This is a genomic window from Roseicyclus mahoneyensis (genome assembly GCF_003148775.1).
Lineage (GTDB): Bacteria > Pseudomonadota > Alphaproteobacteria > Rhodobacterales > Rhodobacteraceae > Roseicyclus > Roseicyclus mahoneyensis.
On record NZ_QGGW01000004.1, the window covers coordinates 370,671 to 392,070 of the forward strand.

The window sequence follows — 21,400 nt, forward strand, 5'->3', positions numbered from 1 at the left end:
GCGGCGTTACTGGAAGGGCGCGGGCACCGCAACGCCGGAGCCGCTCAGATATTCGAAGAACTCGCTGTCCGGCGAAATCACCATGGTCGAGTTGCGCTGCATCAACGCGCGTTCATACGCTGTCATCGAGCGGTAGAATTCAAAGAACTCCCGATCCTGGTTGAAGGCGTTGGCGAAGATCGCATTGCGTTCGGCGTCGGCCTCACCGCGGATGATCTCGGATTCGCGGCGCGCGTCCGAAATCAGTTCAACCACGGTCCGGTCCGCCTGGGCGCGGACACGCAGCGCGGCCTCTTCACCGCGGGCGCGTTCGTCGGTCGCCTCGCGTTCACGTTCGGCACGCATTCGGGCAAAGGTCGCCTCGAGGTTCTGGACCGGCAGGTTGGTCTGCTTAAGCCGCACGTCGAGCACCTCGAGCCCGAGCGACGCTGCGCGGAGCCGCGTGGAGGTGGTGATCTCATCCATCAGCCGCGAGCGTTCCGAGGACAGGATCGTATTCGAGGTCACCCCATCGGCACCGAGGACAGCCCGGATCGTGGGATTGATGATCCCCTCGAGCCGTTCCTCACCAGCACGGATGCCGCCGGCACCGACAGCTTGCCGGAACTGCACGACGTCATTGATGCGGAACCGGGCGAAGGCGTCGACCACCAGACGCCGGTCATCCGACGGAGTGACCTCGATGGTGGCGGTGTCGATCGACAGGATGCGGTCGTCATAATAGACCACTTCCTGAATGAACGGGATCTTGAAGTTCAGGCCCGGCTCCTCGATCACCTGACGGATCTGGCCGAATTGCAGGACAAGCGCGCGCTGGCGCTCATCGACCACGAAGACCGAGCTCAGCAAGACGACGGCCGCCAGCACGATGACGGGAATGATATAGGTTATACGGCGCATCAGTTCGAGCTCCCCGTCGTGGTGGTGGTGCCAGGGTTCCGGCGCAACTGGTCAAGCGGCAGGTACGGGACGACCCCGTTGGCGCCGTCGCCAGCCTGGTCGAGAATGACCAGATCAACATCGCCCAGCACCCGCTCCATCGTTTCGAGATAGAGGCGGCGGCGCGTCACTTCGGGCGCTTGGCGATATTCGGTCAGAACCGCAAGAAAGCGCGACGCTTCACCTTGCGCCTCGTTCACGACCTGGGCGCGGTAGCCTTCGGCCTGTTCGAGGATCTGGGCTGCTTCACCGCGCGCGCCCGCCAGAACCTGGTTGGCATAGGCGTCTGCACGACGCTCGAGCTGGTCGCGATCCTGTTCGGCGGCCTGCACGTCCCGGAACGCGTCGATCACTTCGACCGGCGGATCGGCGCGGTCGAGGTTGAGGCGGACAATGTTCACGCCGCTGTCGTAGCTGTCCAGCGTCTGTTGAATAAGGGTCAGAACAGTGTCGGCAATGATGCCACGGTCGCGGTTCAGGATTGGCGCCAGTTGCGACGCGGCGATGACTTCGCGCATCGCGGCCTCCCCGACGGCGCGGATGGTCATTTCCGGATCGCGCAGGTTGAACAGGAACAGGGACGGGTCGGTGATGTTCCAGACCACCTGGAAGTCGATGTCGACGACGTTCTCGTCGGTGGTCAGCATCAATCCATCGTCGCCCGATCCCTGACGGCTGGCGCCGATGGATTCGGTCCGTTCGGAGGTGACGTTGACGACCTCGGCGGTGATGACCGGCCAGGGTGCGAAATTCAGGCCGGGCTCGCCGACGGCATAGAATTCGCCGAACAGAAGTTCCACCGACTGTTCTTCGGGGCGAACCGTGTAGACCGAGTTGAACAGCCAGAACCCGACCGCCGCAACAAGCCCTGCGATCCAGATCGTGCGCGGGCTGATCGGGTTGTCCCCACCGCCGCCGCCGCCTCCGGTCCGGCCTCCGCGCCCGCCCATCAGGACGCGCAACTGTTCCTGACCCTTGCGGACGATCTCGTCGAGTTCCGGGATCTGCGGCTCGGAGCCACCGGGACGCCGACCGCCCGGACCGCCAGAGCCGTTGTTGCCGCGGTCACCGCCGCCGCCGCCGGAGCCGCCACCGCCGCCCCAAGGTCCGCCATTATTGCCAGCCATCGATCGTCGTTCCCCTCACATCTCTCGCCGTCATTGTCGTGTATATGGGGCATCTGCCCCGGATTGCACCGCAAGCTGTGCGTTTTTGTGGTCAATTCAACCCGTACGCACCGGCGTTTTCATCGTCACCAATTCTTCGGCCATCGTCGGATGAACCGCAACCGTGCGGTCGAAATCCTCTTTTGTGGCACCCATCTTGACCGCGATGCCCGCCAGCTGGATCATCTCGCCCGCATTGGGCGCGACGATATGACAGCCCAGAACCTTGCGCGTCGCCTTGGACACCACGAGCTTCATCAGCACCCTATCGGGCCGTCCGGCAAAGGCCGTGCGCATCGGCCGGAAGGACGTGCAGTAGATCTCGACCGGCTCGATGTCGCGCGCCTCCTCCTCGGTCAGGCCGATGGTGCCGAACTCGGGCTGGGTAAAGACTGCCGACGGGATCAGGTCATGATCGACCGGCGTGGGGTTGCCCTTGAACACCGTTTCGACGAAAGCCATGGCCTCGCGGATCGCAACGGGCGTCAGATTCACCCGGTTGGTGACATCGCCGATGGCGTAGACCGAGGGCACGGCGGTCTGGCTGAAGTCGTCCACCACGATCTCGCCGCGGCGGCCGATCTGCACGCCCGCCTCCTCCAGCCCCATCTCGGCGGTGTTGGGTGTGCGGCCGGTGGCGAAGAGGACGGCGTCGTAGCGGCGTTCCAGCCCGTTGGATCCCTTGACCCGGACCTCTCCACGCGTGCCGCCCTTGGGCGTCTGGTCAGGTTCGGCCATCGGCGCGCCCATGCCGTGCGGGTCGCTGGGGCCTTCGGCATCGGCCAGCGCCATCTCGACGATATTGGTACCAAGATGCAGCGCGATTCCGTTTGCCTGCATCTGGTCGGCGATCAGGCCGCGCGCCTCCTCGTCGAAGCCGCGCAGGATCTGGGCGCCGCGGTAAAATTGCGTGACCTCGACGCCGAGGCCGTTGAGGATGCAGGCAAACTCGCAGGCGATATAGCCGCCGCCGACGATCAAGATGGACTTGGGCAGGCTTTCCATCTGGAACAGGTCGTCCGAGACCATTCCAAGATGGGCATTGGGCATGTCCGGGCGCTGCGGGCGGCCGCCGGTCGCTATCAAGATATGCTTGGCGGTCTTCGTGCCGCCGTCCGCCAGCGCGACGGTATGCGGATCCGCGAGGCGCGCACGGCTGTCGAAGATTTGCACTCCCGACCCTTCCAGCAGCTTGCGGTAGACGCCTTCGAGCCGGTCCAGTTCGGAATTCAGATGGCCGGAAAACCGCGCCCAGTCGAATTCGCCGTCCTGCACATCCCAGCCATAGGCGCGGGCGTCGGCGAAGATCTCGCGGTATTCGCTTGCAAAGACCATCAGCTTTTTCGGCACGCAACCGCGGATCACGCAGGTGCCGCCCATGCGGCTGTCTTCGGCCAGCGCCACGCGCGCGCCGGTCGCCGCCGCCACACGGGCCGCGCGGACGCCGCCCGAACCGCCGCCGATCACGAAAAGGTCATAGTCAAATACCGTCATGAGGGTCTTGCCGTTCCTGCCATTCGTCGCGGTCAGGGTATTTCACGGACGCGCGCCCGATGCCAGCCTGACGGGGTCGCTGTCGACCGCGTCTATTCCGCGCTGTCGACGAACAGGTTCTCGGTGTCGGTGATATCGATGCGCTCATGCTCAACCGTGCCGTTGTTGATGTCGCGCACCTCCACCGTGCCGTCGGCATTGCCGATCACAAGCACGTCGCAGATATCGAGGAACAGCCCGTTTTCCACCACACCGGGGATCTGGTTGAGCACCAGCGACAATTGCGCGGGGTTGGCGATGCGGCGCAGATGCAGATCGAGGATGAAGTTCCCCTGGTCGCTGCAATAGGGTTCGGCCCCGTTCAGCCGCAGGCTGGCCGAGCGGCCCAGCACATCGACATTCGACAGCATTTCCTCGATCAGCGCCTTGGTTGTCTGCCAGCCAAAGGGGATGACCTCGACCGGCAGGGGAAAGGCGCCCAGCGTGTCGACCTGTTTCGACAGGTCCGCGATCACCACCATCTGGTCGGACGCCGTCGCCACGATCTTCTCGTGCAGCAGCGCGCCGCCGCCACCCTTGATGAGGTTGAGGTTGGGGTCGTATTCATCCGCCCCGTCGATCGTCAGATCGAGCCAGCGCACCTCGTCCAGCGTCTTGACCGGCACACCGACCTCGCGCGCCAGCTCCGCCGTGCGGGCCGAGGTGGCGACGCCGGTGATCTTCATCCCTTCGTCGCGGATCAATTCGCCCAGACAGCGCACCATCCATGCGGCGGTCGAGCCCGTGCCAAGGCCCACGCGCATCCCGTCCTCCACGAATTCCACCGCGCGGCGGGCGGCGATGTATTTGGCCTTGTCTATGGGCGAAAGCGCTGCGGTCATGGGCTGACGGGTCCTGTGCCGGGGTCTGTCACGCATCTTTCATACCCAACCTGCGTCCTTGGTGCGAGACCAAACTGACGCGGCCGCTACGGCGGCCGTGACGGCGCCCAGATGGTCCCGCGGCACGATCACCAGCATGCCGGGCGTGTCGAAGACAAGCTGCAGCGGCGCGCGCTTGATGCGGTTCGAGGTGCCGATACGGCGGGCCGGATCGAAGACGACATTCGCGATGGGCCATTCGAGCCCGCTGTCGCGGCCCGTCACCCGGGCCATCGGGAAAAGCGACAGACGCGTGCCTTCCGGCAGGTCGAGGACCAACTCGGGCGGCGCATGCAGCACCAGATCGCGCGCGCCGATCACGATGCAGCGCGCCTCGGGTCGCGCCACAAGCCCATGATAGACAGCCAGTTCATGATCGACCCTGTCGCCGGTGAACCCGGCGGCCAGCACCACGGGTGCCCGGATATGGCGCAGCGCCTTGTCGAAATCGGTGCTGTCTTGCTCAAGGATCGCGTGAACGGTGCCCGGCGACAGGCGGGCGCGCGCCTCTTGCGCCAGACTGTCCATGTCGCCGTAGACGGCCTCGGGGATGCGCCCCTCGTCCAGCGCCGCGGCGGCCCCGCCATCGGCCGCCACCAGACGCGGCGCAAGGGCCAGTGCCGCGGCCAGATCCCCCGGCCCCAAATGCCCGCCGCCAAGCAGCGTCACACCCGTGTCGGACCAAAACAGCGGCGCATCCGATGGCACATTGTTGCCCATATTCGGAATAATCTCCTTTGAAAGGCCCCATTCCTGTCGCCTTTGTGGGGAATCACTTTGGTAGCCAAGAAACAACAGGTAAGAAAATCCGGCCTCGTCCGGTCGAGCAGAATGGTTGAGACCTATGAGTGACGCGAACAAGATCCTCACGGTGTCCTATGGCACCTTCTCCTGCACCCTGGAAGGGTTCGACGAACCGTTCCATGCGATGAAGGCGATTGCGGAATACTTCCGCGACCTTGCCGCCGAAGACAGGTATTTCGGCGCAGAGCCGCCCACCCCGGACACGGAGATGCTGCACCGCATCACCGAGGCTGCAATCCAGCGCCGGGTCGAGGCGCGGATGATGGAAAGCGGTCTGTTGCTGCGCCAGCACGACGAGGCCCCCGCAACACCGGCGCCCGCCCCCGCCCCCGTGGCACAAGCCGCAGCCGTGATGGCCGCCGCCGCCCCGGTGCCGAAGTCCGAGGCCGAGGCCGAGCCCGAGACGACCGAAACCGCCGCAACCGACGCACCGTCCGTCGCAGAGGCGGACGAGGATGAAATCGCCCCCGAGGATCAGACCTCCGACGCACAGGCCCAGCCCGTGATCGAGGCGCATGAGGCCGCCGAAGACCTTGCCGTGATTGCGCAAGAGATCCCGGCCGCGCCTGCAGAGATCCCAGACGACGTCGAAGAGGATGAAGACGCCGAGATTGTCGCAGAACTCGACGTCGAGGCGCAGGACGATGACGCCGACGAAAGCGCCCTCGCCGATGACAGCCTGCCTGTGGCTCTTGCCGAGGACGCGACCGCCGAGGCGGAGGATGCCTTGCAGAGCATGCCCGAGGCCCCTGTCGGCATCGACACGCTTGCAGCCGTCGCCGCCGCCATGGCCGACGACATGTTCGACCAAGATGAGGACGACGAGGACGCCGCCGAAGATCTGGCCGAGGACGACAACCTGTTCGGCGCGGTCGACGGCGAGAATGCCACCGACCTCGAGGATGACGGCTTCTTCGCGGATGCCGCACTGCTGGACGGCGCGTCGGTCGCCGAACGGCTTGCCAGCATCCGCCGCGCCGCGACCAGCATGGCAGAGATCGAGGATGCGGAACTCGCGGCCGACATCTATGCAGGCCATGGCGATGATATGGGCCTGACGGCGGAAGACGGTGATCTGGGTGCCTATGACGACGCCGACACCGGCTTCGAGAATGACAACGCCCCCACCGACGACGATGCCGCCATCGCCGCAGCCATCGCCGCAGCCACGGCCACGGCCACAACGACGGTCGCCGCCGCGATCCCGGCCGCCCGGGAGGCCGTGCGCCCCCCAGAAACCGATCCGGAACCGCTTCGTGCCGCTCTTGACGACGATGCGGCGCTCGCCGCCATCAGCGCCACGCTGCGCGCCGACGAGGCAACATCGGCCGATGTGACCGCGCCGCAGATCTCGGCCGAGCACGCCGAAGCCACCGCACATGACCTGCGGATGCTGGCAGACGAACCCGACGCCGATCGCCTGTTCGACGCAACCGATGCCCGCCTGTCGGATGCCGACACAACGCGCCGCCGTGCCAATATCGAGCATCTCAAGGCCGCCGTTGCCGCGCGCAGCGCCGATCAGCAGCTTGCCCCCGACGGTCCGGAAACCGAGGATGACGGCACTGGCGACTACCGTGAGGATCTGGCCCATGCGATGCGTCCCCGCCGGGTGCGCGTCGATGTCACTCGCCGCCGTGGCGAGACAAGCCGCCCGGCACCGCTGGTGCTGGTGTCGGAACTTCGTGTCGATGCCGAAGAGCCTGGCGCGGCCCGCGGCGAGCCCGTGCGCCCCCGCCGCGTCAGCACCGGTGAGATGGCCAGCCCGCTGCGTCTTGCCGAGACCGCGCCCGAGTCCGCCATGCCCAAGCCGCGCCAGATGGCCAACAGCCTTGCCCAACTGGCCCAGCGCGCCGGCATGATCATGAGCCTTGGCCGCGCCGGCAATGCCGCCGAAGCCTTCCACACCGAAGCCGAAGCCGAGATTGCGCCGGCGCCAAGCTTGCGTGCCGCCCCCGCGCCGCAGCCGCGCCCGACGCCGGCCATCGCGCCAGAGCAGCCTGCGCCCGCGCCGATCTCTGCCACCGCCACGGCTAACACGGCCGAGACCGCCGCGCAGATCGAAGAGGACACCGTCAACTACGCCGAAATCGCCCTGACCCACAGCGAGCGCTTTGCGCTCCGGCTCGAGGCCAGCGATGCGGTCGAAATCGACGAGGTTGTCGAACTGGCCGCCTGCTACGCTGATGAGGAATTTGGCACCAGCACCTTCGACCGCCCCGACCTGTTCCGGATGATCTCGGAGGCGACGGACAACTCGATCAGCCGCGAAGACATGCTGCATGCCTTTGGCAGCCTGATGCGCCGTGGCCGGGTCGAACGCGTGGCGCGCGGTGCCTTCCGCCTCGTGGAGCCGCGCAACGACGGTTGATCCCCTTGCCAAGACGCGCAAGCGCCCGCCGCAGGACCCTGCAGCGGGCGCTTTGCATTACAGCGGTGTCATTCGTCGCGCGGTGCGTCCGGATCGGCCTGCCCCACGCCCTTGAACACCGCCTTGAGGGGGATCGCCCAGATCACGCCCAGACCAATGTAGATTGCCAGTTCGATCCAGAGTGAGGGCCGCTCGAACAGGCTCACGATCCACCATGCCAGCGCGATATAGGCCGGCAGGCCGAAGAACAGAATGAGCAGCGACAGGCGCCGCCGGCTCTTGTAGCTGAGCGCCATGGTGCTCCCTCCGGGTTCGTCGTCAGGTCAGTCCACGAACGGGTCGGTCACAAGGATCGTGTCGTCACGTTCGGGAGAGGTGGAGAGTAGGGCCACCGGGCAGTCGATCAACTCTTCGATGCGACGGACGTATTTCACCGCCTCGCCCGGCAGGTCGGCCCAGCTGCGCGCCCCCTCGGTCGAGGCGGACCAGCCGGGCATTTCCTCGTAGATGGGCGTGCAGCGCGCCTGCGCATTGGCGGCAGTGGGCAGATAGTCGAGGCGCTGGCCATCCAGATCGTAGCCGATACAGATCTTCAGCGTCTCGAACCCGTCCAGCACGTCGAGCTTGGTCAGCGCGATACCCTTGACGCCCGAGGTGGCGCAGGTCTGGCGCACGAGACAGGCATCGAACCAGCCGCAGCGCCGCTTGCGACCGGTCACGGTTCCGAATTCGCGGCCCCGCTCGCCCAGACGATCACCATCAGCGTCCATCAGTTCGGTCGGGAACGGGCCGCCGCCCACGCGGGTGGTGTAGGCCTTCACGATGCCCAGCACATAGTCGATGGCGGTCGGGCCTACGCCGACGCCGGTGGCGGCCTGCCCCGCGATCACGTTGGACGATGTGACGAAGGGATAGGTGCCGAAATCGATATCCAGCAGCGCGCCTTGCGCGCCCTCGAACAAGATGCGCTTGCCGGCCTTGCGCTTGTCGTTGAGCACTTTCCAGACAGGGGCGGCATAGGGCAAGATCTCGGGCGCGATGGCGCGCAATTGGTCCAGCAATGCGTCGCGGTCGACCTCACTGATGCCAAGACCGCGCCGCAGCGGGTTGTGGTGCTGCAGCGCGCGGTCGACGCGGGCGACCAGCGTCGCGTCATCGGCCAGATCGGCCACGCGCACCGACCGGCGGCCAACCTTGTCCTCATAGGCGGGCCCTATGCCGCGCCCCGTCGTGCCGATCTTGGTGCCCGCACTTGCCGCTTCCTCGCGGGCGCGGTCCAATTCGCCATGGATCGGCAGGATCAATGGCGTGTTTTCCGCGATCATCAGCGTCTCGGGCGTGATCTCGACGCCCTGCCCGCGGATCGCCGCGATCTCGCCCACCAGATGCCAGGGGTCCAGCACGACGCCATTGCCGATCACGCTGAGCTTGCCACCCCGCACCACGCCCGAGGGCAGCGCGTTCAGCTTGTAGACCTTGCCGTCGATCACCAGCGTGTGGCCGGCGTTGTGGCCGCCTTGGAAGCGCGCGATTACGTCGGCGCGCTCCGACAGCCAGTCAACGATCTTGCCCTTGCCTTCATCGCCCCACTGGGCACCAACGACGACGACATTAGCCATGGCGGATCCTCCGGTTCTGCGGCCCCGGGCGGCTATACCGGGGCGCGGCCCGGGTGGAAAGCGGAGTCTCGCCCAAAGACGCCCACACACCCTCCGAGGTGCGACATGCTGCCGCAGTTGGTCGGAAAACGCGGTCAGAGGGCCCGCGCGGTATACTTTTGCACACGAAGTTGTCTTTCGCTTCACATGAAACAAAACACTTGCGCAACGATCCGTAACTCGCGCTATGGTTGTCAGTGTGGGACTTGCGGCGGCATGCCGCATCCCATAGAGAGACGCGAAATTACGAGCCCGGCCTCGCAAAGGGACCCCGCCCATGGAAAATGTGATCCTCGTCGTCCATCTGATCCTCGCGATCTGCTTGATCGGAGTGGTGCTGTTGCAGCGCTCGGAGGGCGGCGGCCTGGGCATGGGCGGCGGTGGCGGCGTGATGACCGGCCGACAGGCCGCGACCGCGCTGGGCAAGCTGACATGGGCGTTCGCCATCGCATTTCTGGCCACCTCGATCACCTTGACAATCCTTGCGGCCCAGAATTCCTCAGGCGGTTCGGTGCTGGACCGGATCGGCAACGCGCCCGCCTCCGAACTTCTGCCCGATGCCTCTGCACCTGCGCTGCCGTCCGCCGGCGACCTGCTGCCGCCGGTCACGGGTGACGCGCCCGCCCTGCCGCCGCGCGCCGACTGAGTCGAAGCGAGCCAGAAATTCAAAGCACATCTGGGGCCTTGGCCTCAGAGCTCAACAGGATATAGCGGTTCGGCTTGCGGGCCTTGGCCGAATCCTGTTACCATCAAATCCCGTGGTACTGGGAATGGGACTGGCTCGCGGAAGCACCGCGATACACCCGACACGGGAGACTGTCTGACATGGCGCGCTTTATCTTCATCACCGGCGGTGTGGTCTCCTCCCTTGGCAAGGGGCTGGCCTCGGCCGCTCTGGGCGCGTTGCTTCAGGCGCGCGGCTTCACCGTAAGGCTGCGCAAACTCGACCCCTACTTGAACGTCGATCCGGGCACGATGTCGCCTTTCGAGCATGGTGAGGTCTTCGTCACCGACGACGGGGCCGAAACCGACCTCGACCTTGGCCATTACGAGCGCTTTACCGGCGTGGCGGCGCGAATGACCGACAGCGTTTCCTCGGGCCGCATCTATTCCAACGTGCTGGAGAAGGAGCGCCGCGGCGACTACCTCGGCAAGACGATCCAGGTGATTCCCCACGTCACCAACGAGATCAAGGATTTCATCCGCATCGGCGAGGATGAGGTCGATTTCATGCTGTGCGAGATCGGCGGCACAGTGGGCGACATCGAGGGCCTGCCCTTCTTCGAGGCGATCCGACAGTTCAGCCAAGACAAGCCGCGCGGCCAGTGCATCTTCATGCACCTGACGCTGTTGCCCTATATGCGCGCCTCGGGCGAGCTGAAGACCAAGCCGACGCAGCATTCGGTCAAGGAATTGCGCTCCATCGGGATCGCGCCCGATATCCTTGTCTGCCGGTCCGAGGGGCCGATCCCGCAAAAGGAACGCGAAAAGCTGGCGCTGTTTTGCAACGTGCGCCCCGATGCGGTGATCGCGGCGCAAGATCTTTCGTCGATCTACGACGCGCCCTTGGCCTATCACCGCGAGGGGATGGATCAGGCGGTGCTTGACGCCTTCCAGATAAGCCCCGCGCCGCGTCCCGACCTGTCGATTTGGGAGGATGTCGCCGACCGTATCCACAACCCCGAAGGCGAGGTGCGCGTGGCCGTCGTGGGCAAATACACGCAGCTGGAAGACGCCTACAAATCCATCGCCGAGGCGCTGACCCATGGCGGCATGGCCAACCGCGTCAAGGTGCGCGCCGAATGGATCGACGCCGAGATTTTCGAGCGTGAAGACCCCGCGCCCTATCTGGAAGGGTTTGACGCGATCCTCGTGCCCGGCGGCTTTGGCGAGCGCGGCACCGAAGGCAAGATCAAGGCGGCCGAGTTCGCGCGCACCCGCAAGGTGCCCTATCTGGGCATCTGTCTGGGCATGCAGATGGCGGTGATCGAGGCGGCGCGCAATCTGGCCGATCTGGGCGATGCAGGCTCCGAGGAGTTTGACCATGAGGCTGGGAAAAAGCGTTTCACACCCGTGGTCTACCACCTCAAGGAATGGGTGCAGGGCAACCACAAGGTCAGCCGCAAGCTGACCGATGCCAAGGGCGGCACGATGCGGCTGGGCGCCTATGACGCGGTGCTCAAGGCCGGGTCCAAGGTGGCCGAGGTTTACGGCAGCCTTGCCATCGAGGAACGCCACCGCCACCGCTACGAGGTCGATATCAAGTACCGCGAGGCGCTTGAGGCTCAGGGGCTGAAGTTCTCGGGCATGTCACCCGACGGCCGCCTGCCCGAGATCGTCGAGGTCGAGGATCACCCGTGGTTCATTGGCGTCCAGTTCCACCCCGAACTGAAATCCAAGCCCTTCGCCCCGCACCCGCTGTTTCGTGACTTCGTGCGCGCGGCCAAGGAAAATTCGCGGCTGGTCTGAGCCTCAGATCGGGCAGGCCTGCGTGACGCGGTCGATCGCGCGGGCAGAGCCGCGCAGCGACATCTCCGAGATGAAGCCGCGCCGGTAAAGCCCGATCTCGACCCGCGCCCCCCCGCGCAGCTGGCCGATCAGGCGGCGGGCACGCTCGACCGATTCAAGGTCGAGCAGGCAGCTTGAGCCGTCGCAACTGGCGCCCCATAATTCCTCGGGCTGGCCGGTGACCGAGATCACGAACAGCTCCTCCGGGATCGTGGCGGCATGCCCCTCGACCGAGATCGCGGGCAGGCCACCGTTGCCACAATCCAACACCAGCGCGATATCGTTGCTGCCCTCGCCGATGGCATAGGGCGCGTCGCCAAGGCCGGCGGCACTGCGCCATTCGGCGCTGACAGGGCCTGCAAGCGCAAGTGCGAGGGTCGCGGCAAGGGCAGGACGAATCGCGGGGTGGGTCATCGGGCGCGCCTTCATGTGGCAATTGTGGTCCCGAGATAGGCGCACCCTCCGCCAGGGTCGATGGCGGGTTTCCCCACCCGGGTCTCAGGCGGCGGCCAGAACCTCGTCTCGGATGATCGAGGCGATCAGGCGCGCGTCAGCCTCCGAAAAGGTCAGCGGCAGGCGCATGTCGAGCAGCCCGGCAAGGATCGCGTCGGTTTTCGGCAGGCGCTGCGGCGGGGCGTAGCGCCAGCTGTCGTAGCGCGAGGTGAAGGCGACAGGCTCGGGCGCGCCGAACCATTTCAGCTCCACCCCCCGGCGGGCCGTGGCGGCGACCAACGCGCGCACCCGCTCGGGCGCCCAGCCGGGCAACAGGACCTGAAAGGACGAGCCGACGATGCTCTCTTGCGGCGGCCGCTCAATGATCCTGAGGCCCGGCAGGTTGCGCAGCCCGTCTTCCATGGTGCGGTAAAGCGCGTTCCAGCGCGCCACCTGCGCGGGCAGGTCTGCCAGTTGCGGGCGCAGGATCGCGGCGCGAAGATGGTCCATCCGGCCCGAGACATTGGGTGTCTCGTACTTGACCTTTTCGAACCTATCCACAGAAGGACCCACAGAGTGTCGGCCAAAAAGCATGTAGGAACCCGACAACATGATGGCGCGGGCCATGACGTCGGCATCATCCGACACGATCAGCCCGCCCTCACCGGAATTCATGTGCTTGTAGGTCTGGGTGGAATAGCAGCCGATCACCCCGTGCCGCCCCGAAGGCACGCCCTTCCACGCGGCGCCCATGGTATGGGCGCAATCCTCGACCACCTGCAGGTCGTGGTCGCGCGCCACCTCCATCAGCCGGTCCATGTCGCAGATATGCCCGCGCATGTGGCTGAGCAGCAGGACCTTGGCCCCCGACGTCTGCGCCTTGAGCGCCAGATCATCGATGTCGATGGTCAGCGCCTCGGTCGTTTCCACGAACACCGGCTCGGCCCCCACGCTGGCAATGGCGCCGGGCACGGGGGCAAGCGTGAAGCCGTTCGACAGCACGCGGTCGCCATGACCCACGCCCAAGGCGCGCAGCGCGCAGCCCATGGCGTAGCCGCCCGATGCGACAGCAAGCGCGTAGCGCGCCCCGGTATAGGCCGCAAACTCCCGCTCCAGCGCGGAAACCTCCCCCTCCTCGTCGCCGATCAGGTTGTAGCGGTGCAGCCGACCCGAGCGCAGGACGGCCACCGCCGCCTCGATCGCGGCTTCGGGGATGGGTTCTTGCTGGGTGAACTTGCCGGTAAAGACGGGTTTTTCCATGAGCGCAGAATTGGCGGGCGCGCGGCCTTCGTCAATGCCCCCTCACGGAATCAGCCTGTCGATGATCGCGTCAAGCCCGTCGTAATGGTCGATCAAGGCCTCTGGCTGCAGGTCCGCCACCGCCCGCCCCGTCGGCCCGAAGGTGACGAGCGCACAGGGCCGCCCGGCGGCACGCGCCGTCTCGCGGTCGGTCAAAGTATCGCCGATCAGGATCGACCGATCCCGCGCGCCGCCGGCCCGCGCCACGGCCTCGAACAGGGGCGCGGGGTCTGGCTTGCGCACCGGCAGCGTATCGGCCCCCACCAGCGCTGCAAACTCGCCCCGTATGCCAAGGCGTGTCAGCAGAGTCTCGGCCAGACCCTCGGGCTTGTTGGTGCAGATGCCGACCGCTACCCCATTGTCTTTTAAGCGAAACACTGCCTCCATCGCGCCGGGATAGAGCCGGGTGTGATGGTCGATCGCCTCGCCATAGGCGGCCAGCAGCAGCGGGTAGCCGGTTTCGACCAGCGCCTCGCCCTGCCCCACGCCCAAGCGGTCGACCGCCAGCCGCAACATCGCCCGCCCCCCGCGCAAGGCCGTGCCGTCGTCTTGCCCGATCACCAGTTGCGGCGGATGGCCCATCGCCCCCAACGCTTCATTGCAAGCTGCGATCAGGTCGCCCGCCGTATCGGCCAGCGTTCCGTCAAGGTCGAAGATCACGCAGCGCATCGGCATCCTTTCGGTGGGATTTCGGCGGGTTTTCGCGCCCGCTTGTAACAGGGTGTCGGGCAAAGTGAAGCAGCCCACGCTTGCGCCAAGGCCCACCTGCGGTAAAACACGCTCAACCAAAAGAAAGCAGGCGCTCCCATGTCCGAAACTGCCAGCCCCCGGCCCGTCGCCCTTATCGTGCTTGCCGCGGGGCAAGGCACGCGGATGAACTCAGACCTGCCCAAGCCACTGCACAAGCTGGGCGGCATGCCGCTGATCGCCCATGCGCTGTTTGCAGGCGCGGCGCTGGAGCCGGCGCGCATCGTGGTGATCACCGGCCACGGCGCGGCGGCGGTCGAGGCGGCGGTCGACGACTTGATGCCATTTGCCATTTGCGTGCGGCAGGACCCACAGCTTGGCACCGGACATGCGGTGTTGCAGGCGGCGGGTGCGCTGGCGGGCTTTGAGGGCGATGTGCTTGTGATGTATGCCGATACGCCCTTTGTCCGGGCGGAAACGCTTGCCGCGATGCAGGCGGCGCGCACCACCCATGACATCGTCGTGCTTGGGTTCGACACCGCCGATCCGGACCGCTATGGGCGGCTGATCCTGAACGGCGACAGTCTGGAGCGGATCGTGGAAGCCAAGGACGCCACGTCCGAGGAACTGGCCGTCACCACCTGCAATTCCGGCTTGCTGGCCGCCGATGCACAGGTGTTGATGCGGCTGCTTGCCCGCGTCACCAACGACAACGCCGCAGGCGAGTATTACCTGACGGACCTGCCCGGCCTTGCCACGGCCGAGGGGCTGAGCGCCACAGCGATCCTTTGCCCCGAGAGGGAAACGCTGGGCATCAATTCCCGCGCCGAACTCGCCGCCGCCGAGACCGCCTTTCAATCCGCCCGCCGCGCCGAGATGATCGAGACGGGCGTTGCCATGCAGGCCCCCGACACGGTCATCTTCGCGCTGGACACCTGGGTCGGCCGCGATGCCGAGGTGGACCCTCATGTCGTTTTCGGCCCCGGCGTCACGGTGGAATCAGGTGCCCATATCCGCGCCTTTTCCCATCTCGAAGGCTGCCATGTCAGCGCGGGCGCGGTCATCGGGCCCTATGCCCGCCTGCGCCCTGGCGCCGAGATCGGGAACGATGCCCGCATCGGCAATTTCGTCGAGGTCAAGGAAGCGCTGATCGGCGAAGGCGCCAAGGTAAATCACCTCAGCTACATCGGCGATGCCGAGATCGGCGAGGGCACCAATGTCGGCGCGGGCACGATCACCTGCAACTATGACGGGGTGATGAAGCACCGCACGACAATCGGTCGGCACGCCTTCATCGGATCTGACACGATGCTGGTGGCCCCCGTCACGGTGGGCGACCGCGCGATGACGGCCAGCGGGTCGGTCATCACCGAAAACGTCCCCGACGGCGCGCTGGCGCTGGGCCGGGCGAAACAGGTCAACAAGCCGGGTCTGGCAGTCCGGCTGATGGAGCGGTTGCGCGCCATCAAAGTATCACGGAAAGGGTAGGCCCATGTGCGGGATCGTCGGAATTCTAGGCACCCACGAGGTCGCCCCCCTGATCCTCGAGGCGCTGAAACGGCTGGAATACCGCGGCTATGACAGTGCGGGCATCGCCACACTGCAAGACGGCCACCTCGACCGCCGCCGCGCCGTGGGCAAGCTGATCAACCTGTCCGACCGGCTGGTGCATGAGCCCCTGCCCGGCAAGGCCGGCATCGGCCACACCCGCTGGGCCACACATGGCGCGCCCACCGAGGCCAACGCCCATCCCCATCAGACAGGCCCGGTCGCGGTGGTCCATAACGGCATCATCGAGAATTACCGCGGTCTGCGCGCGGAACTGTCAGGCTCGAATTTCGAAAGCGAGACCGACACCGAAACTGTCGCCCATCTCTGCGCGCGCTTCATGGCGCAAGGCATGGACCCGCGCGCGGCCGCCGTGGCCACCATCGCGCGGCTCGAAGGGGCCTTTGCGCTGTGTTTTTTGTTTCACGGCGAGGAGGATCTGATCATCGCGGCCCGCAAGGGATCGCCCTTGGCCATCGGCCATGGCGAGGGCGAGATGTTCGTGGGCTCTGACGCCATCGCGCTTGCGCCCATGACCGAAAAGATCACCTATCTCGACGAGGGCGATTACGCCTTCGTCACCCGCGCAGGCGCCGAGGTTTTCGCCGCCGATGGCACAGCCGTCACCCGCCCGCTTGCCCGGATCGAACGCGGCGCGGCCGTGATCGACAAGGCCGGCTACAAGCATTTCATGGCCAAGGAAATCCACGAACAACCCGTGGTCTTTGCCGAGGCGATGGCCCGCTACGCGCCCGGCAACCTGCCGGTGTTCCCCGAGGCGCTCGATTTCACCCGTTTCGACCGGGTCGTGCTGGTAGCCTGCGGCACCGGCTATTATTCCTGCCTGACGGCGAAATACTGGTTCGAACAGGTCGCGGGCCTGCCCTGCGAGGTCGATGTCGCCTCCGAATTCCGCTACCGCGAACCGCCGGTGGCACCGCGCACGCTGGCCTTGTTCGTCAGCCAATCGGGCGAGACCGCTGATACACTGGCGGCCCTGCGCTACATGCGCGGCCGCGCCGATCTGGTGGCGAGCCTTGTGAACGTGGGCACCTCGTCGATCGCACGCGAAAGCGATGTGGCGCTGGCGATCCTTGCGGGGATCGAGGTCTCGGTCGCCTCGACCAAGGCCTATGTGAATCAGCTGGGCGTTCTGGCGATGCTGGCGCTGCATGCGAGCCACCAGCGCGGCGCAATGACCGCCCCGCAGATCGCCGCCGAACTGGACGCGCTGCGCCATGTCCCCGACCAGATGCGGCAGGTGCTGGCACTGGAACCCGAGATCGCGCGGATCGCCCGCGGTCTGGCCGAAGCGAAATCCGCCCTCTTTCTGGGCCGCGGCGTGATGTACGCGACGGCCCTCGAGGCGGCGCTGAAGCTCAAGGAACTCAGCTACATCCACGCCGAGGCCTATGCCTCGGGCGAGCTGAAACACGGCCCCATCGCGCTGATCGACCGCAGCCTGCCGGTGCTGGTGATCGCGCCTCATGACGGGCTCTTCGACAAGACCGTGTCGAACATGCAAGAAGTCATGGCGCGCGGCGGCCCGGTCACGCTGATCACCGATAGCGCAGGGGCCGCCATTGCGTCAGAAGGCACGCGCGCCGTGCTGGTCCTGCCGCTGGCCAGCCGCCTGACCGCGCCTATGCTCTATGCCATCCCCGCGCAGCTTCTGGCCTATCACACCGCCATCGCCAAGGGCACGGATGTGGACCAGCCCCGCAACCTCGCCAAATCGGTGACGGTAGAGTGACCCGGCTAGGGCCACCGGACCTGACGCTTGCGGGCCGCCATGTGCGGCTTTTGCCCCTCGAACAGGCCCATGGAGCCGCGCTGGCCGAACATGTGGCGGCGGGCCGCCTGCATGAGCTGTGGTACACGTTCGTGCCCCCGCCCGAGGGCATGGCGGCCGAAATCGACCGCCGCCTTGGCCTGCGTGACCGGGGCGAGTTGATCCCCTTCACCGTGCTGGACGCCAACAGCCAGCCAGTCGGGATGACAACCTACATGCACATCGACCACGCAACCCCCCGTGTCGAAATCGGCTCTACATGGCTTGCCGCCTCGGTCCAGCGCGGCCCTCTGAACACCGAGGCCAAGCGCCTGATGCTCGGCCACGCCTTCGAGGTCTGGGGCTGCCTTGCGGTGGAATTCCGCACCCACCGCCTCAATCAGCAATCGCGCCGCGCCATCGAACGGCTGGGCGCGCAACTCGACGGCATCTTGCGCGCCCATCTGCGCATGCCCAACGGCTCGATCCGCGACACGGCGGTCTATTCGATCACCGCGACCGATTGGCCCACCGTGCGCACCCATCTCGACTGGCAAATCGAGCGGCCGCGATGAGAGCCGAGGACGCAATCGCCACCCTCCGCGCCCAGGCCGACCCGACCCGCGCCGCCGAAATGCGCGCCTATCACAAGCAGACGCGCGAGGTTCTGGGCCTGTCCAACGCCCTGACCGGAGAACTGGCGGAAATCTGGCGGAAATCCCTCGACCAGCCGAGCCTCGTCTTGCTTGCCAAAGGCCTCTGGGCCAGCGACATCTTCGAGGCGCGGATCTGCGCCGGAAAGCTGTTCGTGCAGGCCCGCCTCCGCCCCGAGGATACGGCCGCCTGGGCCTGCATCGCAGGGCTGGTGCCCGATTTCGACAGCTGGGCCATCGCCGATGCCGTGGCCATGGGCGGGCAAAAGCGCCTGCAACAAGACCCCGCCCGCCTGACCGAGGTCGAAGGCTGGATCGCCGCACCCCACATGTGGACCCGCCGCGCCGCGCTGGTCTTCACCCTGCCCTTCACCAAGTCCCGCCACCCCAGCGCGACCGAGGCCGATGCGCGCACCCGCGTCCTAGGCTGGTGCGAAACCCTGGCGCCCGACCGCGACTGGTTCATCCAGAAGGCGATCGCATGGTGGCTGCGCGAGCTGTCCAAACGCGACCCGGACCGCGTCACGGGCTGGCTTGCCACCCATGGCGCCACGCTCAAACCCTTCGCCCTCAAGGAAGCGTCGAAACACCTCGACCGTTAAGCCCATGTAAAGGGTAACGCGCACGCCCTGCTTCTCTGTTTCAAAAATATCCCGGGGGGGGGCGCCGCAGGCGACGGGGGCGGAGCCCCCTGATCAAGAACCTCGGGCAGAGCCCCGAGCTAAACCGCCGGAACGCCGCCCGACATCACGGTCAAGAACCAGTCGGTGTCGATATTGCCGCCGCACAAGATCACGCCGACTTTCCTTCCCATCATCTTGTCCCGCTCCTGCAGCAGCGCGGCCAGTGGCGCCGCCCCTGCACCCTCAGCGAGGTTGTGGATGTCGCGGTAATAGATGCGGATCGCCTCGGCCACTTCTGCGTCGCTGACCGTCACGATACGCGCCGCACCTGTCCGGTAGATGTCGAGCGCCGCCTGAACCGGCACCCGCACCGCCATACCGTCGGCAAAGGTGCGGGCGCTGTCGGTCTCGACCAGACGCCCGGCCTCGGCCGACAGCTTGGCGGTGGGGGCGTTCTCGCTCACCACGCCGACCACCTCGGTCTTCAGCCCCAGCGCGTCGCGAGCGAGGATCGTGCCGCAGATGCCCGAGCCGCAGCCGATCGGCACATAGACCGTGTCGAGATCGGGCACGGCGGTGAACAGCTCCAGCCCGTAGGTCGCCACGCCGCGCACCAACTCCGTGTGGAAGGGCGGCACGATCACCAGCCCCTCGGCCTCGGCCACGCGGTAGGCTTCCTCGCGCGCGGCGTCGAAATCATCGCCATGCTCGATCACCTCGGCCCCAAAGGCCCGCATGGCGGCATTCTTTTCCACCGAATTGCCGCAGGGCACATAGACCTTGGCGATCAGCCCGGCGGCCACCGCCTGCCGCGCCTGCCCCTGCCCATGATTGCCGCGCGTCGCGGTGCAGATGCCGCGGGCGTCCGGGTAGGTGCGCTTGACCCAGTCGATGAAGGTGATTGCGCCGCGCAGCTTGAAGGCGCCCGTCGCTGTGTGGTTCTCGTGCTTGACCCAGACTTCCGCCCCCGTGCGGGCAGCCAGTTGCGGCCAGGCGTATTGGGGCGTGGGCGCCATGTGGCGGGTGACCAGCGCATGGGCGGCGTGCAACTCATCGAGGGTAAAACGCATGGGGTCCTCCTGTCGGGCGGCAGCGTGGCGCGCGCCGGTCCGGCTTGCAATCCCCCAGTCGGCCGCTACCCCTGTGGCGAGCAACAGGAGGATAAGCGGATGCATGTTCTGATCACTGGCGCGAACCGGGGCATCGGCGCGGGGCTGGCCAAGGCGTATCGGGCCGAGGGCGCGGAGGTGACCGTGACGGCACGGGACGCGCCGGGGCTGGTGCGGCTCGACGTGACCGACCCGATGTCGGTGCGGGTTCTGGCCGACAAGCTGGGTGACCGGGCGCTCGATCTGCTGATCTGCAACGCGGGCGTCTATCTCGACAAGGGGCACAGCCTCGACGACGGCTTCGCGCCCGAGCTCTGGGCCAGCACTTTCGCGGTCAATGTCACCGGTGTGTTTCTGACGGTGCAGGCGCTCCTGCCCAACCTTGCGCGGGCCAAGGCTCCGAAAATCGCGATCATCGCCAGCCAGATGGGGTCTTCGACCCGCAATACCGGCGGCAGCTACATCTACCGCGCCTCCAAGGCGGCCGCGATCAATCTGGGCCGCAACCTCGCCACCGACCTGAAGCCGCGCGGCATCGCGGTGGGCATCTACCATCCCGGCTGGGTGCGGACAGACATGGGTGGCGACGGAGCCGAGATCGGGACGGAGGCGTCGGTGTCGGGGCTGGTCGCGCGCATCGCCGTGCTCGATCCGAACAGCACGGGCGCCTTCGAGACCTGGGACGGACGGGCGCACGCCTTCTGAGCCCATTGTTAAACCGTCGTCACGCCGAAAATAGAAGATCAAAATGACGGTCTATGGCGTCTTCGACGGCTGGAACCGTCAAAAGATCCTTGTGAAGAAAAATCACATTAAACTGCCATTTTGAACGCTGTATGTCACGCATAACTGGTTGAAGGCCGAATTCGGCCAAAATAGGCACAAGTTCAGAGAAAATATGCTGGCCCGCCCACCTACGCTGCGCTTCGACTTCAAGATATGCGATCTTGCAAGACCTAAAGAAAGTTTGCCCGCCAGCAATCACCTCAAAGGCAGCACCCTCAACATCTATCCACACCGCACTACTAGCGGCGTTGTTGTTGAATTTCTGGTCCAATGTGAGTGCATTTACCTCGTACTCAACGAATTTCTGCGCCCCGAACTCTCGCGTGCTGCTCATCACTCGAATTTCATGACCATCTTCGCGGATCGGAACCTTGAATGTCGCTTTTCCATCGCGGTCGAGTATTGCGTAATTCTCATAAACCACACCCGCTTTTTGCGCTTGCGCGACGTGTTGTTCGAACACTTTTGGATGCGCTTCGAAAGCATGCACTGCTGTCGAGGGTAGGGATCTTTTAACCTCTGCGGAAAATGACGCCTTGAGCTACCCCCCGAAAATTGGACAGTGACGGAAGCTACGATCTGAGGTCTGCTGATCCCCAAGACGAGGAGATCAGAATATGTCGAAACGCAGG

At 65.9% G+C, this 21,400-nt stretch carries 19 protein-coding genes and 1 pseudogene; 8 read left to right on the top strand and 12 right to left on the bottom strand.

Translation table 11 applies throughout. The annotated features are described in order from the left end of the window. Positions 1-6 precede the first annotated feature (6 nt). From hflC to C7455_RS10975, 5 genes are all read right to left on the bottom strand, one after another. A complete protein-coding gene (gene hflC, locus C7455_RS10955; protein WP_109668110.1) occupies positions 7-900 on the bottom strand; it encodes a protease modulator HflC in 894 nt (297 codons plus the stop codon). Beyond that, positions 900-2,066, bottom strand: a complete 1,167-nt coding sequence (gene hflK, locus C7455_RS10960; protein ID WP_109668112.1) for an FtsH protease activity modulator HflK — start codon at positions 2,064-2,066, stop codon at positions 900-902. Before hflK ends, hflC begins: the two co-directional genes overlap by 1 nt. Positions 2,067-2,162: 96 nt before the next feature. Then, positions 2,163-3,599 carry an FAD-dependent oxidoreductase gene (locus C7455_RS10965; protein ID WP_109668114.1) on the bottom strand — a complete coding sequence of 479 codons (1,437 nt, stop codon included), beginning with the start codon at positions 3,597-3,599 and terminating at the stop codon, positions 2,163-2,165. A gap of 92 nt (positions 3,600-3,691) precedes the next feature. Continuing rightward, positions 3,692-4,480 (bottom strand): ribose-5-phosphate isomerase RpiA, encoded by a 789-nt coding sequence (gene rpiA / locus C7455_RS10970; RefSeq protein WP_109668116.1) that lies wholly within the window; start codon positions 4,478-4,480, stop codon positions 3,692-3,694. 39 nt (positions 4,481-4,519) lie between these two features. Further along, positions 4,520-5,239, bottom strand: coding sequence for a thiamine diphosphokinase (locus C7455_RS10975; RefSeq protein WP_109668118.1), 720 nt, complete (start codon positions 5,237-5,239; stop codon positions 4,520-4,522). Between the two features lie 124 nt (positions 5,240-5,363). Here C7455_RS10975 and C7455_RS19920 point away from each other — a divergent pair, with 124 nt between their 5' ends. After that, positions 5,364-7,694 carry a hypothetical protein gene (locus tag C7455_RS19920; RefSeq protein WP_146199986.1) on the top strand — a complete coding sequence of 777 codons (2,331 nt, stop codon included), beginning with the start codon at positions 5,364-5,366 and terminating at the stop codon, positions 7,692-7,694. Between the two features lie 68 nt (positions 7,695-7,762). Here C7455_RS19920 and C7455_RS10985 read toward each other — a convergent pair whose 3' ends face one another. Continuing rightward, positions 7,763-7,990 (bottom strand): DUF2842 domain-containing protein, encoded by a 228-nt coding sequence (locus tag C7455_RS10985; protein WP_109668120.1) that lies wholly within the window; start codon positions 7,988-7,990, stop codon positions 7,763-7,765. A gap of 27 nt (positions 7,991-8,017) precedes the next feature. Continuing rightward, a complete protein-coding gene (locus tag C7455_RS10990) occupies positions 8,018-9,313 on the bottom strand; it encodes an adenylosuccinate synthase (RefSeq protein ID WP_109668122.1) in 1,296 nt (431 codons plus the stop codon). 316 nt (positions 9,314-9,629) lie between these two features. On the opposite strand from C7455_RS10990, the gene secG reads away from it, so the two are divergent. Then, positions 9,630-9,998, top strand: coding sequence for a preprotein translocase subunit SecG (secG, locus tag C7455_RS10995; protein ID WP_109668124.1), 369 nt, complete (start codon positions 9,630-9,632; stop codon positions 9,996-9,998). 179 nt (positions 9,999-10,177) lie between these two features. Then, the gene (locus C7455_RS11000) at positions 10,178-11,821 is read left to right on the top strand and encodes a CTP synthase (RefSeq protein ID WP_109668126.1); all 1,644 of its coding nucleotides are present in this window, start codon (positions 10,178-10,180) and stop codon (positions 11,819-11,821) included. A gap of 3 nt (positions 11,822-11,824) precedes the next feature. Here the strand turns inward: C7455_RS11000 and C7455_RS11005 are convergent, their stop codons facing one another. From C7455_RS11005 to C7455_RS11015, 3 genes are all read right to left on the bottom strand, one after another. After that, positions 11,825-12,274 carry a hypothetical protein gene (locus C7455_RS11005; RefSeq protein WP_146199987.1) on the bottom strand — a complete coding sequence of 150 codons (450 nt, stop codon included), beginning with the start codon at positions 12,272-12,274 and terminating at the stop codon, positions 11,825-11,827. Between the two features lie 84 nt (positions 12,275-12,358). Beyond that, positions 12,359-13,552, bottom strand: a complete 1,194-nt coding sequence (locus tag C7455_RS11010) for a DegT/DnrJ/EryC1/StrS family aminotransferase (protein WP_109668130.1) — start codon at positions 13,550-13,552, stop codon at positions 12,359-12,361. A gap of 42 nt (positions 13,553-13,594) precedes the next feature. Beyond that, complete coding sequence (locus C7455_RS11015; protein ID WP_109668132.1) at positions 13,595-14,260, bottom strand: HAD-IA family hydrolase; 666 nt, start codon at positions 14,258-14,260, stop codon at positions 13,595-13,597. A 138-nt stretch (positions 14,261-14,398) separates the two neighbouring features. On the opposite strand from C7455_RS11015, the gene glmU reads away from it, so the two are divergent. Genes glmU through C7455_RS11035 form a run of 4 tightly spaced genes read left to right on the top strand, consistent with a single transcriptional unit; the run spans position 14,399 to position 18,852 of the window. Beyond that, a complete protein-coding gene (gene glmU, locus C7455_RS11020; protein ID WP_109668134.1) occupies positions 14,399-15,766 on the top strand; it encodes a bifunctional UDP-N-acetylglucosamine diphosphorylase/glucosamine-1-phosphate N-acetyltransferase GlmU in 1,368 nt (455 codons plus the stop codon). A gap of 4 nt (positions 15,767-15,770) precedes the next feature. After that, the gene (glmS, locus tag C7455_RS11025) at positions 15,771-17,579 is read left to right on the top strand and encodes a glutamine--fructose-6-phosphate transaminase (isomerizing) (RefSeq protein WP_109668136.1); all 1,809 of its coding nucleotides are present in this window, start codon (positions 15,771-15,773) and stop codon (positions 17,577-17,579) included. Beyond that, entirely contained in the window at positions 17,576-18,172 is a 597-nt protein-coding gene (locus C7455_RS11030) for a GNAT family N-acetyltransferase (RefSeq protein WP_109668137.1), read from the top strand. The genes glmS and C7455_RS11030 overlap by 4 nt, the downstream gene beginning before the upstream one ends. After that, positions 18,169-18,852, top strand: a complete 684-nt coding sequence (locus tag C7455_RS11035) for a DNA alkylation repair protein (RefSeq protein ID WP_109668139.1) — start codon at positions 18,169-18,171, stop codon at positions 18,850-18,852. Before C7455_RS11030 ends, C7455_RS11035 begins: the two co-directional genes overlap by 4 nt. 119 nt (positions 18,853-18,971) lie before the next feature. Here C7455_RS11035 and C7455_RS11040 read toward each other — a convergent pair whose 3' ends face one another. Beyond that, positions 18,972-19,943 carry a threonine dehydratase gene (locus tag C7455_RS11040; RefSeq protein WP_109668222.1) on the bottom strand — a complete coding sequence of 324 codons (972 nt, stop codon included), beginning with the start codon at positions 19,941-19,943 and terminating at the stop codon, positions 18,972-18,974. 99 nt (positions 19,944-20,042) lie between these two features. On the opposite strand from C7455_RS11040, the gene C7455_RS11045 reads away from it, so the two are divergent. Beyond that, positions 20,043-20,687 carry an SDR family oxidoreductase gene (locus tag C7455_RS11045; RefSeq protein ID WP_109668141.1) on the top strand — a complete coding sequence of 215 codons (645 nt, stop codon included), beginning with the start codon at positions 20,043-20,045 and terminating at the stop codon, positions 20,685-20,687. A gap of 19 nt (positions 20,688-20,706) precedes the next feature. On the opposite strand, the pseudogene C7455_RS11050 reads toward C7455_RS11045, so the two are convergent. After that, positions 20,707-21,285: pseudogene (locus C7455_RS11050) on the bottom strand (FkbM family methyltransferase); the annotation flags it as partial. Between the last annotated feature and the right edge of the window lie 115 nt (positions 21,286-21,400).